Annotated in this window: 1 protein-coding gene (cut by a window edge); it reads right to left on the bottom strand. The window is 73.8% G+C overall.

What is annotated here, in order from left to right:
- Nucleotides 1–17320: the 5' end (the start) of a hypothetical protein gene (locus ACF1DX_RS25310; RefSeq protein ID WP_391793412.1), read on the bottom strand. It extends 44687 nt beyond the left edge of the window; the window shows 17320 of its 62007 coding nt (coding positions 1–17320); it begins with the start codon at nucleotides 17318–17320; its stop codon lies off the left edge, out of view.

Raw genomic sequence — 17320 nt, 5'->3', positions numbered from 1 at the left:
CGTTCGGGCTCAGCGCCTCCCGGATGTCCAGGAACGGCGTTCGGGACGCCGCGACCAGCAGGTTCTTCGACAGGATGTCCGGGTGGAGCCGGTCCACGGTCGCCGGGGCCGCGCCGTGGTTGTAGGCGAGCCAGCCGTAACCGTGCACCTCCGCGAGGCCGGGGACGGTCGACATCAGGAACGGCAGTTCCGGAGCCCGGACGGTGCGTCCCACGAGCGCCGAGGCGTAGCCCGCGGCGAGTCTGTCCGCGAAGGCCCTTCCGGCATCCATGTGGGGGAAGAGCATGCTGTAGGTGATGTGCTCCAGGGCCACCTCCTGCGCCGTCTTCAGCGCCGCGACCGGAACACCGATGGTGAACTGCGCGTAGCTGCGGCCCTCCTCCCCCTGGACCATACGCCCGGCCACCATCCGCCGGCCCTTCTCGGTGATCGTCCATCCCTGCTGCGCGGGCAGGAGCGAGGCGAGGTACGTGCGCGCCTCGCCCGCGTTCAGCGCCCGCCGGGTCGCGCGCAGCAGCCGCAGCCCCTCCGTGACGGACAACCGCTGCTCGCCCGGCAGCACGGCCAGCGGCGGCAGGACGATCTCGGGGATGTAGATGGAGACCGGGGGTGCCTGCGCCGCGTCCGGCAGAACCCTCCTGGAGTACAGACGCTGGTCCGGTCCCTGGCGCGCCGAGCTCGTCTCCAGGACCACCGTGACCCCCGAGGGGTGGGTCGCCAGCACCTCACCGGGCAGCAGCTCGGGGCCGCGCGTGACCAGGAACTCCCGTGTGGTCGGCTCGACCTCCACTCCGATCGCCCCGAAGGAACGGTCGGTGGCCGGGTCGGCCAGGGCGTGTCCGGTCGAGGTCGAGGTGGCGAAGGACTCCGGATCCCGAGCCTCCAGCGCACGCGCCACGACCCGGGCCGACGCGTCGACGACGACCGCCCGCGCCTGTGCCGGCGCGATCGCCGGGGGCGTGGCGGACAGCCTGGCCTCGCGGGCGGCCAGCAGCTCGATCCACACCACGCCCCGGTCCGGCCCGTCGCCCAGGTGATGGGCGGCCCACGCGTGTCCCCGGCCCTGCGGGCGCCGGGCCAGCACGAACGCGGTGTCACCAGGGCGCATCGCCTCGACGACCGCTTCGTAGGAGGGGATCGCCGCCCAGCCGTCGCCGGGGGCCAGTCGGCTCTCCCAGGCGCGGACGTCCAGTACCGCGTCGTCGACCGTTCCCGCCGGCCGCACCCCGCGCGGGAACAGGACGTCACGCAGCCCGTTGAGCAGGATCAGGCACCACTGCACCGAGGCGTCGCGCACCGCGCCCGGCGCGGAAGCCGCCTCGCCCGCGGCACGCTCCGCGGCCGAGACCGTCTCCTCGACCAGCTCCGCCAGCCGGGCCCGGTCCAGCACCCTGCGCTCGGGCGGCGTCAGCCGGTCCGCCCGAGCGCCCGTGGCGGCGGGCCGGGGGGCTGCGGCCGCCGCCTCCCCCGGCTCACCGGCGCGGGTCCACGGCCCGGGCTCGGGATCGTCGGGGTGCGCCATCGTGTAGTCGACCGCCGGGGCGGTGTCCGCCGCCGGGTTCTCGGCCGTCCAGTCGTCCCGGCCCCCCGCACGCCACACCACGACGGGTCCGGCCGGGCCCGGCTCCCAGGTACCGGTCCGGTCCAGCTGCCGGTCGTAGACGGCGACGATCGCCTCCGGACGCAGTTCCCCGGTGAACGCCACCTCCGCCTCGCGATCGACCATGTCGGCGAGGAAATCCCCCTGCGCCTCGGACGTGGCGATCACGTCGACACCGGTGGTGTCGCCGTTGCGGGTGGGGTCGACGCGGTAGCGGTACCGCCTGTCCCCGTACCAGAGTTCGGCGTCCCGGGTGGTGGACACGAACTGGGCGTTGGGATTCTCGAGAGCCCATTCGTGCAGGTTCACCACGTTGGTGGTGTCGTCGGCACGGAAGCCGTGCGTGAAGACGTCCTCGGGCTCCTTCCTCGAGAACCGCCAGAGCGTCTCGCCGGGCCGGCTCTCCACCACGCCCAGGCCGGTGTCCTCCTCGTGGATCAGCCGGTAGTCGACTGCGGCCTGAAGGTCGGAGGCGTCCGGGCCGGCCTGCCGTACCACCTCGCCGCGCACGGCGGGGATCTCACCGGCGTGCATGTAGGGCACGAACACCGCGGCGATCTGCGCCAGATGATCCGGGGTGAGGACGAACCGCCGCACTCCCGGCGCGCCGGCCAGCGGGCCCATCAGGCTGGAGCCGCCCTCGTCGGGCACCTGCTCGGCGTGACCGCCCGGCGCCAGCAGCGCCCGCGAGTCGAGTTCGTCGTCCCACACCCCGAGGCCGTGCACGAACTCGTGGACCCAGGCGACCGGGTACACACCCGCGTGCCAGACACCCTGCTCCATGGCGTGCGGCGCCTGCGGCCGGCCCGGGCGCACCCTCACCACCGTGTGCGCGGCCTCCGGGACGTCGGTGAACTCCGCGCTCACCCGCAGCACCGGACCGGGCGGCACCGGCCCCGTGATCCGGTCGGGCTGCGCCACCGGCAGCCGGTGACCCCGCTCGTTGACATACGCCTCCAGCGCCTGGACCAGTCCCTCCCGGACACCCCGCAACTCCTCAGGACTCGCACCGTCGCCGCGCAGGTGGATCCGCCGCGTGAGGTGGAGCACGTCGCCGGCCGCAGTACCGCCCCGGTGCCACGCCCAGGCGTAACCCACCTCGGTACGCTCCCCGGAACCCGGCGGCCGCCGGACCGACAACAACGTTCCGTCCGCCGCCAGAGAGAACGCGAACGCCTGCGGAAGATCCCCACGACGGCCACCGAACGGGATCCAGCGGTCGGTACGCACCTCGCCCGCCCCGAACAGCTCCCCCAGGTCCCCGGCGGTCGCGGAACGCGCGGCCGTGACCGCGGCCCCCCCGGCCGCGGCGGCCCCCACCGAAGTGCCGTCGGGCAGATCGTCGAACGCCACGGCCGGAGCCACGTCCGTGCCCTCGTACGGGGGCGGCTGGTCGTCGGCTCCGGCGTCGTGCGTGCCGCCGTCCAGCTCGCCGGGGCTCCACGCGATGGTGCCGGTGTCCTGGTTGAAGACACCGGTCTGCCGGGTGACCCGGTCGAAGACGCTGACCACCGCCCGCGGGGCGATGAAACCGGTGAACGCGACCTCCTGCTCCTCGGTGAACTCGCCCTGCTCGATGTCCTCGAGGATCTCCTGGGGCAGCACCGCGCCCGCCGCACGCTGACGCGTGATCGTGGCGTTCAGGTCCACACCCGTCGGATCGTCGTTGAGCGCCGGAACGATCCGGTAGCGGTACCGCTTCCCACGGAACCACAGCTCACGGTCACGGGTCGTCGACACGTAGGGGGAGGCGTCGGGGTCCGCCACCGCCCACTCCCACAGCGGCACGTGTGCGGCCACGTCGTCGGCCCTGAAGCCCTGCCGGAACACCTCGAGCGGGTCGAGTGAGGAGAAGCGCCACAGCACCTCTTCCGCACCGCTCGGCACCACGAAGTCGTGGTCGTCTGGGTGCACCATCGCGTAGTCCACCGCCGGAGAGACATCCGCACCGGTCCGCGAGCGCCCCTGTGCGGCCGCGGTCCGGGGGGCGGCGGCACGGGCACCCGGCCGGTCCGCCGCCGCCACCCGCTCCAGGTCCGACAGGAGGCCGCGCGCGGACCGAAGCACTTCGGTCAGCACGGGAGCGAACCGCTCGGCACCCTGGGACTGCGGTCCCCGCAGGTAGGTCTCCAGTCTGTCGGCGGAAGCCCGGAGTTCGGTCGTCACGAACGGAGCCAGTTCACCGCTGAGCAGGTACGCCCCGACGGCCTCGCTGATCCGCTCGCGCACGATGCCGCTCAAGACACGTGTCGGGCTCGCCGAAGGGGACTGCCTCAGCTTCTCCAGTACGTTCGCGACCCGTGGCAGCAGCGGATGGCCGGCGAGCCGTACCACCGCGTCGTCCTCGCCCGCGGCGGAGCGGGGGGTCGTACGGGCACGGTCGTACGCGCTGCCCGCCACCGCCCTGATGTCGGCCAGGTCCTGACGTATCTGCGCTGCGGTGGCGTCCTCGTGCCGGAAGGACCTCAGTTCCATCAGGCCCAGACCCACCGGCAGCCGGCCGCTGTCGGTGTCCAGGCCGAAGTGGTCGTCCATGCCGACCGTCTCGTTCTGGCTCACCTGCGATCCGGACGCGGTCTCACCGCGCAGGGCCGCGGTGACGTAGTCGCCGACCGGCAGTCCGCTCCACGAGGTGTCCCGCAGGATGCCGCTGAGGTCCCCCGCCGGAAGCCCCCGGTCATGGGCGTGCCGGGTGAGCGCCTGCCGCATCGACGGCTCCAGGCGCCGCACGATCTCCTCGGCGGATTCCTCGAAGAAGGCGCGGACCTGTGGACGCAGTCCGTGCCGCAGGTCGCCGAAGGGGGTCCGCAGCGCCGCCCACAGCATGCCCTTGACGAGCAGCTCCGGGAGGAAGCGCTTGTGCAGCGGGACGGCGGTGGTGTGCATGAACAGCAGCCGCGAGTAGAACCACACCTCGTCGACCCCGGGCACCGCGCGCAGGAACGGAAGCAGGTTCACTTCGACCGGACGCCCGGACAGCCGGCTCGCGTACAGGGCGGCCACCTGCTGTCCGAACTCCCTGCCCTCGGTGGCGATGACCCGCTGCCAGTTCAGCCGGAGGTTCGCCTCGACGAAGTCGAGGACTCCGTTTCCGCCGATCAGCGGGACGCCGACCGTGTACTGCGGGTACGCCAGGTCGGGCTGTCCGTCGACGACGGGGGCGACGGACACGTCGCGACCGTGCTCGGTCACCGTCCAGCCCTCGGACTCGGTGAACAGCCGGGTCAGCGGCAACGGCCGGCCGGCCGCGTCCGCCGCCGCGAGCAGGGCCCGCGCACGCTCGGTCCAGCGCACGCCGTCCTCGAGAGAGGGACGGCTTTCCTCGGCCAGCGCCCGATGGGGGGCCGCCACCACCTCCGCGATCTCGTGCCCTTCCGTCCGGGGGGCGACGGCGCCCGGCGGGGTGGCCCCCCAGGCATGCTTGGCAGCCCCGATCAGACGGCCGTCGTACAGGCGGTGGAAGGGATGCCGGTCGATCTGGATCTCCAGGTGGTGGCCCCGCACCAGGACCGTCCCCTTGTTCCTGCGGGCGCCCGGGTAGACCAGCATGTGCCGGTCCTCTATCTCCCATCCCAGGGCACCTCCGGCGAGCCCGGTGTCCCGTCCGTGGTCCGTGGCCAGTTCCCGGGCCTTCGCCTCGGCCGCTTCCTCATCGCTGTCCCGCAGGGCGTGCGCGATGTCACGCAGGTCCCGGACGCGCTGTTCGCGGAGTGCGACGGTTTCCGGGTCGGTTCCGATCAGCACGCGTGCCGGGTCGATGCGCTGTTGTATGTCCATGGCCCGGCGCACCAGTCGAGGAGGCAGCTCCTCGAGCAGGGCTTCCTCCCGCACCGCGTCGTGGAACCTCCCGGCGTCCGCCGGGACATGCGCGGCGGTCCGGCCGTCGGCGCCCGGCAGGTCCCGGTGGGCTGGGCCGTCACCGGTCGCGAGCGTCATGTCGTCGGCCAGTGAGCCGCTTCGTGACACCGGCGCGAGGGACGGGCGCCTGCCGGGGAAGAAGACGACGAGCGGCTCCTGACCGGACAGGTGGTTGGCGGCGATGGACTCGAACATGGCCTGATCGGCCTGGGTGACGGGCTTCCAGTACATGTGCGCGCCGTGTGCGACGCTCATGTCGCCGTCCTTCAGCGCGGAGACGGCCGTGTCGTAACTGGTGGGGCTGAGCCTGGACCCGCCGGGCGTGGAGAGGTCGAAGACGTCGTGGTCGCTGGTGACGGGCCGCAGCCGGCCCTCGGCGTCGTAGCCGTGCACGACCCCGTCGATCACTGGGTGGACCACGGCCAGTTCGGTCATCTTCCCGGCCAGTCCGTCGTACTCCGCCCGGCGCTGCTCATAGCGGGAGCGGATCTCCTCCTCCCTGCCGGACAGCGCCGGCTCCGACGCCTCGGGCAGGACGGGCAGGAAGTAGCCCACCAGGCCCCGGTGTTCCCGGCGCGCGCCGAGGTGCACGTCCACGTCGTTGATGGACTTGCTCTTCAACGCCTCCGGCTTGGGCAGGGCACCCCGCTCCAGCCACGCCACCGCGTAGGGGTTGGTCGGCCGCACCTCGATGACGGGGTTCAGCGTGTCACCAATGAGCCGCAGCCGTTCCGAGTTGCGGCGCGGGACACCGGCCGGCGCCAGCACGTCATCGCCGTGCCGGTGATCGACCTGAGGAACGGTCCAGCCGCCCCAGTCTCCTCCGAAAGCGCTGCCGGACCAGTCCTCGGCCCGCGAGACGGAGCCGCCCGCGCCACCCTGTTCCAGGGCACCGGCGTCCGCCCGCCCTGAGACGGGACCGGTGTGTGCCGCGTGGGCCGTCGGGTGCGCGTAGGGGGCGTACACCTCGGCTATCTGGCGGAGATCGGTCCTGGTCAGGGCGAAGATGTCCGGGTCCGCGCCGTGCAGCCGGCCCATGAGGCTCGTTCCCGGCGCGTGCGTGTCGGCGTCGTGGACGCCCAGGCCGTGGACGAACTCGTGCACGTGGGCGACCGGGTGCACATCCGCGTACCAGGTGCGCTGGTTCATCCCGCGTCCCCCGGCCGGCAGACCGGGCCGCACCTCGACGACGCCGTGGGCCGCCGCCCGGTCCGCGACGAACTGCACGCCCACGCGCAGCAGCGGTCCGGCGGGGCCGGTTCCGTCCTCGTCGTGTGGGGTGATGTTCCGCAGGTCGGGCAGCCGGTGGCCGGGCTCGTTCAGGTACCGCTCGATGCCGTGGACCAGTGCCTGGCGGACCCGGTCGAGGTCTGCCTCGCCGGCGCCCTCGGCCGCGACCAGATGGACGCGGCGGACCATGTGCAGGACGGGGGAGCCGCCGTGGGCGCCCTCGTGCCACGTCCAGGTGTAGCCGACGTCGGTCCGCTCGCCGGACCGCTGCGCGCGTGCCACCCGCCGCTGTCCGTCGGGTTCCTCGGACAGGACGAACGGTTCGGGTGCCGACGGGTCCGCCAGCCGGCGCCACCGGTCGGTGACGACCTCTCCGGATCCCGATACCGTGCTGGTCTCGGACCGGTCCGTCCAGACCGTGCGGGTGTCGGCGGGGCCCCCGGCTGCCTCGCCGGTGGTGAGGCCGTACCCCACGCGCGGGGCGATGTCCGGCACGCCGCCGGCGGACGGTCCCGTCCCGGCGTGGTACTGGTGGCGCACCCTGATCACCGCGCTGCGCAGCCGTTGCCGGTCGTCGCCGCCCGCCGTGGCCAGCACGGGGTCGACGACGGATCCACGGCCGGCGGCGGTGACGGTGAAGTCGCGGGCGGTCACGCCGTTCGCGGCGCGCGCCGCCGTGGTCAGTTCCGCGGCGATCCGGTCCCTGAGGAACTCCGCGACGGCGTCGGCGCGGGTCTGCGCGCTGCGTTGCGCTCCAGCGGCGCCCGCTCCGAGGAGGCGACTGCCGCCGTTGCCGTGACCCGTGACGTCCACGACGGTGTGCGCGAGCCCGTGTGCCCTGCCGGTGGCCGCGTCGGCCACCACCCGGCTCGCGAGGTCTGCGACGACGGCCATGGCCGTGGGCGAGAGCGACTTCTCCCCCTGGGCGAAGGGGACGACGGCGACCTGGGGGGCGGGCGGGGAACCCGGCCAGCGGTGACCGAGGACCCACACGACCCGCTGGGCGGCGGCGTCCCAGGTTCCCGTCATCCCGGTCTGCCGGTCCAGCACCCTGACGAAGGCGGCGGGGTCGATGCGTCCGACGAAGGCGACCTCGTCCTCGGTGCCCAGTGAGGGCTGTCCCTGACGGTTCAGTGTGGCGATGACGTCCACGCCGGTCGGGTCACTGTTGCGCCAGGGCTGAATCTCGTAGCGGTACCTGCGGTTCATGAACCACAGCTGGCTGTCCCGGGGCGTCGCGATGAACTGGGAGTCCTGGTTCTGGGTCGTCCAGGCGCGGGTGCTGATGACGTTCTGGGCGTCCCGGCCGGTGAATCCCTCGACGAAGACCGCCTCGGGGGGCTGCGCGGAGAAGTGCCACAGCGTCTCGCCCGGCCTGCTCTCCACGACGCTCCTGCGGTCCTGTGCGTGGACGAGCCGGTAGTCGACGGGTGGTGGCATGTCCGCAAAGCCCTGCTCCGCGGCCAGGCCGGCGATGTGGCCCGCCCACTTCCGCGCGACGCCGTCGGCCATCCGCTCGCCGAACTCGTGCAGTTCCCGCGCGGTCTCGACGAGCGCCTGGCGCACGACGGCCCGCACCGCCCGCGCCTGCGTCCACATCTGCGAGCCGACCGGCAACAGGGCCGACAGCATCGCGATGGCGTCGGCCAGCAGTTCTCCCGCTGTCTCCCGGTCCACGTCCAGCCGCTGCGTCAGTTCGTCCGCGGCCGCCTCCGCCGTGACGGCGTCCTCGGCCGCGGCGGCCCTCATCGAAGTGACGTCGGGCGGACCGTCGAACACCGCGGCCGGAGCCACGTCCGTGCCCTCGTACGGGAGCGGCTGCTCGCCGGCTCCGGCGTCGTGCGTGCCGCCGTCCAGCTCGCCGGGGCTCCAGGTGATGGTGCCGGTGTCCTGGTCGAAGACCCCGGTCTGCCGGGTGACCCGGTCAAAGACGCTGACCACGGCCCGCGGGGCGATGAAACCGGTGAACGCGACCTCCTGCTCCTCGCTGAACCCCTCGGCCACCTCCTCGACCTCTGTCGCCAGCAGGTCCCTCGCCCGTATCTGGCGCGAGACGGTCGCGTTGACGTCGACGCCGGTCGGGTCGGGGTTGAGGGCCGACTCGACGCGGTAGCGGTAGCGCTTCTCCTCGTACCACAGCTCCCGGTCACGGGTGGTGGACACGTACTGCGCCTCGTCCGGGTTCTCCACCATCCAGTCCCACAGCTGCACCACGACGCTCGGGTCGTCACCGATGAAGCCTTCCTCGAACACCTCCTGCGGGGCACGGTCGGAGAACCGCCACAACCGCTCGCCGGCCCGGCTCTCCACCACGAAGTCCTGGTCTTCGGGGTGCACCATCGCGTAGTCCACCGCCGGAGAGACGTCCACCGCTTCCGGGACCGGGCGCGGGATCGGGGGCGTGAGGTGCGGGGGCACGAGTCCGGGGACGGAGTACAGGTCCTGGACGTCGCCGTGGACACCCCGCACCTCCTCGGGAGTGGCCGCGTCCGCGAGGTAGGAGGCGCGCATGATCTCGAACAGCGAGTGGTCCTGGCCCGGCAGCATCCAGCCCATCAGCGCCTTACGGAAGTCGCGGATGCCGGCGTCGTCGGCGCCCAGCCACCGGAAGACCCGCAGCAGGCGCAGGGTGGTGCCGGAGACCCCGGCGACCAGGGGCATGCCCCTCGTCCCGTGCCACTCCCGGTACCAGGGCGACCGCTCGTCCAGGGCGAAGTAGGCCACCCCCTCGACCCAGCCGAGCGGGAGTTCCGGGCCCTGCTCGCCGTCCAGGACGAGGTCGCCGGCCCGTGGCTCCTGGTGCTGCCACTTGGTGCCGCGGACGACGGCGACGACGCGTTCGACGGGGGCGCCGGTGCGCAGTGCGGCGGGGACGTCGACGTGGGGGCCGAGCGAGGCCGTGGCGGGGGTGGACGCGCGCTGCACCTCGACGGTGACGACGTCCGGCCGGGCCAGCACCTCGGTGAGCACCGGCTCGCCGGTCGCCGGGTCGAACGTCAGCGTGTCCAGCGGTATTTCCTCGGTGTCGAAGCCGACGAGGGAGAGCGGACGCGAGGACCGGGCGAGGAACGTGCGTTCCCGCGCGGTCAGCGCGACGCCCAGGTAGCTGTAGTCCCTCGGGGTCTTCTTCCGCTCGGTGAGGAGCCGCAGGTCCTCATGGCGTTCGACGCGGGCGGACTGGCTGGCGACGATCTCCAGTGGGTCCTTCAGGGAGTCCCCGGTCCGGTGGGCCGCCAGGCTGCCCAGGGCGAGGGGGTCCCCCGGCGCGAACAGGTACCCCTGGCCGCGCCAGGCCGGTGCGTCGAGGACGCGCCGCTGGAGTTCCGCGCGCGGTCCGCCGTTGAGGAACACGGCGTACGCCTCCAGCGACGGCCTGTCCAGACCGAGCCGCTCGGCCAGCTCCATCCCCTCGGCCGACACCGGGCCCTGGGACGCGTCCCGCGGGGCCGCCAGGACCCGGCGGAGCACAGCGGTCAGGTTCGGCACCGACGGGTCGTTCTCGAACAGGGCCTTGCGCCCGACGGCGTTGAAGAAGGCCGTCATGACCTCCCGCGTGCTGCCCTCGGTGAGCAGCACGTCCAGCCACGCGGCGGGCGAGCCCTCGGCCGGCAGACCGACCTGGCCGGCACTGCTCGGGTCGGTGGTGAAGAAGGAAGCGGCCAGCGCGTCGTCGGAGTACTGGGGGTAGGCGGCGCGCAGCACGCCGGACAGCCGGCGCACGGCCGTACGCGCGGCGTCCAGCGCCGCCGGATCACGGTGGTAGTGGACACCGACGGCCTGCTCGAACTCCGCGTGTTCGCGTTCCGCGGCGGCCCTGGCCTCCCCGACAGGGTCGGCGACGGTGCCCGGCACGGAACCGGATGTCCGTGCGCCGTCCCGCAGGGCCGGTGTCGGCGTGTCCGCCGGGGCGTCGTGCTCCGCGGTCGCGTCGGCCGGCGCCGCGGAGAGCCGCTCGTCCCGGACCGCGGCCGCCTCCTCCCCGTAGTGGACGACGGCGTCCGTGGCCCGCGCCGAGGGCCCGGCGTCGAGATAGGTCTCCAGCGACCGGGTCAGCTGCTCGGCCCGCTGGACCTGGCCGTCCCGATGGGCCTGCGCCACGGCCTCCCGCAGCCCCCGCACCATCGCGTCGTCCGTCCCGGCCATGCCGACGAACGGGGACGACGAGGTGGTGGACCCGTCGGTGGGCCGGCCGTCGCCGCTGAGGGTGTCACCGTCCCTCGCGGAATGCTCCTGTGCTCCCCCCGTGGCGACCTCGGACGCCCGGCCGGTGGACGTGCCGTGCAGGTAGGGAGCGATGACCTCGGCGATCTGTCGCAGGTGTGCGGGCGACAGGACGAGCTGCCGGGGCGACACCGGGCCGCCGAGCGGTCCCATCAGGCTCACGGTGCCCGGTGACACGGTCTCCGGACGCCGACCGCCCGGGTTGAGCAGCACACGGGCGTCCGGCACGTCGTCGAGGACACCGAAACCGTGCACGTACTCGTGGAGCAGACCGACGGGGTGGACACCGGCGTACCAGGTGCCCTGCACCATCGGCCGGTCTTCGGCGGGCGACCCGGTCCGCACGGTGACCGTGCTGTGGGCCGACTCGGGGCGGTCCGCGAAGGCGACGTCGAAGACCAGGCGCGGTCCCGGCGCCACCGCTCCGGCGACCTGGTCGGGCTGCTGCTGCGGCAGCCGGTAACCGGGGGCGTTGAGGATCTGGGCGACCGCCTGGGCCAAGGACTTCTGGAGACCTCTGAGTTCCCGCGAGGTCGCTCCGTCCGGCACCAGGTGGATGCGCCGGACAAGTCGGAGCACTTCGGAGCCGGTGGCGTCGTCGCGGTACCAGGTCCAGTCGTAGCCGACGTCCGTGCGCTCGCCGGATGCCGCCGGCCGCAGCACGGTGGGCGGCGTACCCTCGCCGGGTTCGAACACGAAGGCTTCGGTCCCCTTCGCAGGCAGGCCCGGTCGGGTGCCGAAGGGCAGCCAGCGGTCCGTCCGCACCTCCCCGGCACCCAGGACCTGCCCCGGCGCGATTCCGGCCGCGGACGTCCGCGGCGTGAAGTCCGCCGCCAGCGGCTCGTGGTCGTTCCGGCCCGCCCGCGGCCCGGACGCCATGCCGCGGACCGCTGCCTGCCTGTCGCCCGGCTCCCAGCGCGTCTGGTTCGTTTCCGGGTCCCGTACGCCGGTACGGCGCTCCTCCCTGTCGTAGACGCTGACCACGGCGCGCGCGTCGACCCCGCTGGCGGACGCGTGCTCCTGCCCGCCCTCCAGCTCGTCTCCGGTCCCCTGTCGCCCCAGCACCGGGTTGGCCACACCGCTGCCGAGGACGGGGTCGATCCAGTAGCGGTAGCGCTTCGCGCCGTACCACAGCTCGTGATCACGCGTCGTCGACTCGGACGTGCCTTCCCGGTCGTCGCTGCCCCACTCCTGAACCGAGATGACCTCGTCCACACCGCCGGCGGCGAAGCCGGCGACCCACACGTCCTGCGGACCGGTGTCGGAAAACCGCCACAGCGTCTGCCCGGCCCGCGAGTTCACCAGGACGACCGCGTCGTCCTGGTGGGTGACGGCCGCGTCCGCACCGCTCATCGAGCCGGCGGACGGCTCCGACGTCTCGCGGCCGCTCTGCGGGAGTGCGGGCTGGACATCGGCGGAAGCCCGGGTGACGGAGGCGATGTCCTTGTGATCGCCGGAGCGCCAGACGACGCGTGATCCCCCGGGGTCCCAGACTCCGGTGCGCTTCAACTGTCGGTCGTAGACCTCGGTGACCGCGGCGGCGTCGATGTGCCCGGTGAACGCCACCTCCCGCTCCCAGCTGAGCTGGTACCTCACATTGAGGCGCCCCAGGGTCGCTGCGACGTCCACCCCGATGGGGTCGGCACCGCGCGACGGGGTGATCCCGTAGCGGTAACGCTTGTTGAGGTACCACAGCTCCCGGTCGTGGGTGGTGGAGACGTACTGGGCCTTCGCCTTGCCGTGTACCCACTGGTCGAGCAGGACGATCGAGTCGGGGCCGGTGGCGTCGGCGGTGAACCCACTGGTGAACACCTCCTCGGGAGGATGGTCGGAGAACCGCCACAGCTTCTCCTCGGCGAGGCTGGGCACCACGCTGCCCCGGTCGGCCTCGTGGACCAGGCCGAGGTCGACGGCCGGGTCGACGTCCGGGCCGGCCGCCGCGGCGTCCTGGTCGTCGCGGGGGACACGGGTCCGTGCCCCGAGGTGTGAGGCCTCCACCCGGTCGCCGGTCCGGGGCCCGGTGGTCCGCGCGTGGGAGCCCTCGACGTCGATGGTGTCCTCTTCGGCGGTGGACTCGGCGGAGAGCCGGCCGTCGCCGCCGAGGGTGTCATCGTCACGGCCCGCGTCGCCGGTCGAGAGGTCGTCGCCACCGCCGAGGCGGCGGAGCGCGTCCAGGCCGGACAGGGCGGGGGGCGGCGGAAGCGGTACGACGGTTGCCCCGTCGGCCGGGGCGGACTCCCGATCGTCGGTGAACTCGTATCCGTCGGAGGGTCGCTGAAGCTCCGCAGTCCCCTCGTGCGGGGCCGGGGCGCGCCGGGCGCGCGGGGTGTCGTCCCGGCTCGCGGACCTTCCCGGATGGACGTCCTCACCTGCCCGGACGTCCTCAGCGGTGGACGGGCCGTCCGGTCCGGCGGCGTCCCGCGCGTCCGGTCGCGGCGTGCCCTGGCCGGTGGTCCCCTCCGCGGCGAGGGCTTCCCGGTCGTCGGAGGGGGTGCCCGGTGCCTGGCTCGGGGCGTCCGGCAGGACCGGCGAGCTGACCGTTTCGAGCGTGGGCGGTGCCTCGGACGCCTCCCGCGCCTCGGACGTGTCGGACGCCTCTCGCGGCGCGTCGGGTCCGGCCGTCCCGGCGGGCCGGGCCGCGGGTGCCGTGGGCGGGGCCGGCAGCCGCCCCGCCAGGTCCTGGGGGCCGCTGCCGGAGTCCCGCTGCTCGTTCCGCGCGGTCAGGCCCCGGTCGGTGATCCGTGCGAGGTGGCCGTCGCGTTCCATGCGCGGCAGGGCCGTGCCCATCTCGCGGCGCAGACCGGCCAGCCGCTCCGACTCCGTCCGCGCCTCGTCCAGACGCCGGCGCACGTCGGCGATCCGGTCGGCGATCCCGTCCGGGCTCCTGCCGTCGCTGTCCGTGGCCCGAGCGGTCCCAGGGGTCTCCTCGGCCGGTGCGGTCTCCGCGCCGCCGCTCTCCTCACCGGAACGCGGGCGGCCGGGGCCGACGGGGTCGGTGGTGGGCGTCCGCAGGTTCTCCAGCAGGGCTCGCCGTCCGGCCTGTTGCTGCTCCGTAAGGGTGTGCAACTCCTGTTCCAGGCGAGCGACGTCCCGAAGGCGCTGCGCCTCCTGGCGGTCCAGGAGTTCCTGAAGCCGGTGCAGGCTCCGGGTGTCGGCGTGTTCGTCGGTGCCGTCCAGCACCTCGCGGCGCAGGTCCGCCACCGCGCCGGACTCGTCGGCGGTGAGCGCCGCGAACCGCCGGCGCAGCTCCTCTTCCGGCCGCGGGCCGGTCCCGGTCCCGTCGTCTCCCCCGTCGTCCTGCCTCAGGGTGTCCAGACGCTGCTGCAACTGGCGCAGGTCGCGGTAGTCCTGCAGCTCCCGCGTCGCCTGTGCGCGGTCCTCCTCGGTGGTGGCCTCGTCGACCTGACGGCGCAGCGCGTCCTCGTGCTCGTCGGGACGGATGTCGTCGCGCAGCGCGTCGAGGCGTCGCTGCAGCCCGTCGACGCCGTCCGGGCCGTCCGCCGGCGCGTCGGAGCGCAGCGCGTCCAGGCGGGCGGACAGTTCCTGCGCCTCTCGCAGGTCCCGAAGTTCCCGCTCGGCGGCAGCCGCCTGTTCGGGGGTGTCCGCGGTGAGCATGCGCTGCCGCAGCACCGCCTCCCGCTGCTGCGTCTCCGTACCGGAGACGGCCTGGTCGAGGCGGTCGCGCAGGCTCTCCGACAGGGGTCGCATCCGCTGGTACTCGCCCAGCGTGTCGCGTCCGCCCCTCCCGGAGATCAGCTCCTGGCGGAGCCGGGCCGCTTCGGGGTCGTGGTGGGTGGGCAGGTCACGGCCCGTCAGCACCTCGACGGGCACGTGCCGTTCGATCAGCGCGGTGTAGTCGCGCAGAGCGCCGTCCACGACGTCCGGGTCCGCTGTGTTCCACGCCGCGCGGACCGCGTCGGCCCTGCTCTGCCACTGGTCGTGGTCGATGCCCAGCGGCTCCAGCCGCTCGAACCCGCCCTCCATCTGCTCGGTGAACGCCTCGTAGCGCCCGCGCAGGTCCTGCATCCGGATCCCGTCGCGGAACGCGGCGACCTCGTCCGCGGCCCGGCGCCAGTCCCCCGCCGCGGCGGCCTGCCGCGCCTCCCGCGCGAACACCTCGCGCGCCGCGCCGGGCATGCCCACCTCGCGGGCCAGCGAGTCCAGCCGGGACACCGTCCCCCGGACCTGTTCCACCGGCGACACCGGTCGCGTCACCGGCACCGACGGCGCGTCCTGCACCGGACTGCGCGGCGGCGCCTGCGTGGGCACCGTCAGGCCGTCCAGCCTCCGCAGCGCGTCCGCGCCGGCGGTGTCGTCCTCGCCCCGGTCCAGAACGCCGGAGGCATCGCTCCGGTCCGGTACGCCCGAGTCCTCGCCCCGGACCTGGCCCCGCGGCACCGCGTCCTGCTCCGCGGCCCCCGGCCCCTCGACCCCGGCCTGCGCGCGCGGGTCCTCTGTCGCCGGACGGTCCGCGGACATGGCCGCCGGCAGCGGGCCCGGTGTGCCCACCGGGATCGAGGGCACGGACAGATCCCCCAGCCGCGCCAAGGCATCCGAACCGGCGCCCGCACCCGGGTCCGACGCGTCCGGGCCCTCGCCCCGGACAGGGCCGGGGGAGACGGTGAGACCGCGCAGCCGTTCCGAGAGCGCCCGGTACACGGCGTCGTCCTCGCCGCCCGCGCCGGTGTCGTCCGAGCGGTCCGCGACGTCGCCGGTGTTCCCCGTGGCCGTCTCCGCGCCGATGCCCGTACCGGTACCGGTGCCCTGGCCGATGGTGTTCGGACGCGTACCCAGCGGCCCCGCGCCCGTGCCCATGCCCGTGCCGGCAGCCATCTCCGCGCCGGTGATTCCCGCTCCGCCCGCCGCGGCGCCGGTCGGTGCGCCGGGCTGGACGCGTCGGACCAGTTGCCGGAGGTCGTCGCTGGGGCGGTCGAGGGGGTGGCCGGGGCTGGGCAGCGTGTTGACCGGGGTGTCGGCCGGCAGGGGCGGCGGTGTGCCGATCCCTGTGCCCTGGCGTATCGCCGTGCCCGCCCGGCCGCCGAACTTGCCGCCCGCGTGCCCCAGCATCGCACCGACGGCGCCGGAGGCGAACGTCCCCCACGACGTCTCGAACCGGCCCGTGGTGAAGTAGTTGTACGTGCCCTCGGCGAGGTTCGTCGCCGCGCCCCAGCCCAGCGTGTTCCCGGCGAACGCGCCGGCCTTGCGCCCCCAGTTCGTCCCGAACGCCCGTGCCACGTCGTCCGACAGCGCGTGCCGCAAGACCTGCGGCAACCCCTGCACACTCGCCGCCAGCGCGTCACCCAGCCTGCGGGTCCCGAAGTTGCCGGTGAAGGCCCGCGCCCACTCCTCGCCCATGGCCCGTGCGGCCGGCGCGTCCATCACCCCGTCCAGACGCCGCGCGAACACCTCCCCCATCCCGGAGGCGAACGTGTCCGCGGAGAAGTCCTTTCCGCCCAGCCCACCGAGCCCGCGCATCTGCAGCCCACGTGCCGCACCCGCCGCGCCCAGCGCCACCTCCGCGCCGAAGGTGTCCGCCAGCGGCCCGCCGCTCCGCCCGGAGAGGCCCTGCCGGACCGCGCTCCTGACGGCGTCCCGCCCCACCGCGTCCTTGAGTCCGCCTCGCGCGGCGGCGTCCCGGGCCAGATCCCCGGCACCGGGCTTGCCCAGCCCGGCGAGGGCGTCGTCGAGGGTGTCCCGCAGGCCCTTGAGCGCGTCCCGGCCCAGGTTCTTGCCGATCAGACCGCCCAGCGCACCCCCGGCCAGGGGAACGAACGCGCCGAACAACCCCTGCACCGCACCGAAACCCACGGCCTGCTTCAGGCTGTCCCCGCCGTGCGGCACCGAATGCCCCTGCCGGGCCAGGGCCCAGCGCACGAACACGTCCGTCGCCGCCGCCAGCCCGACGTTCATCACCACATGTGACCCGACCGCCGCCACGGCCCGGAACACCAGACTCCGGAGGATCGCCCGGTACACCGCCCGCAGCAACGCCTGCCGCATCAACGCCGCGATCGGATTGAACACCGCCATCACCAGCGTGATGGCCCACTCGATGACGAACTGCACCAACTGCGCGACGATCATTCCGCGCGTGTACCGCACCTGCCCGACCGCGTTCTCACCCGCGTCACCCAGCTGCTTCGCCGTCTCCGCCAGGCGCTGCACGTAATCCGCGCCCGTCCCGCTGGCGAACGACGACATCGCCCTCGCGTACGACGCGCTCCACCGGCCCGACACCGAACCCTGTACCGAGTTCGTGACCTGGTGCACCAGCTCCTGGAACTCCCGCAGCCCCTGCTCCACGTCACGGTGGGGCAGCACCACCCGACGTTGGACCTCCGCCGTGTCGAGATCCGGCCACTCCATGCCGGTCAACGCGACGAAGAGACCATCCAGGGACTGCGAGGGCAT

The sequence above is a fragment of the Streptomyces sp. NPDC014676 genome, assembly GCF_043084105.1.
Classification (GTDB): domain Bacteria; phylum Actinomycetota; class Actinomycetes; order Streptomycetales; family Streptomycetaceae; genus Streptomyces.
This window is presented reverse-complemented; position numbering and strand designations above follow the sequence as displayed.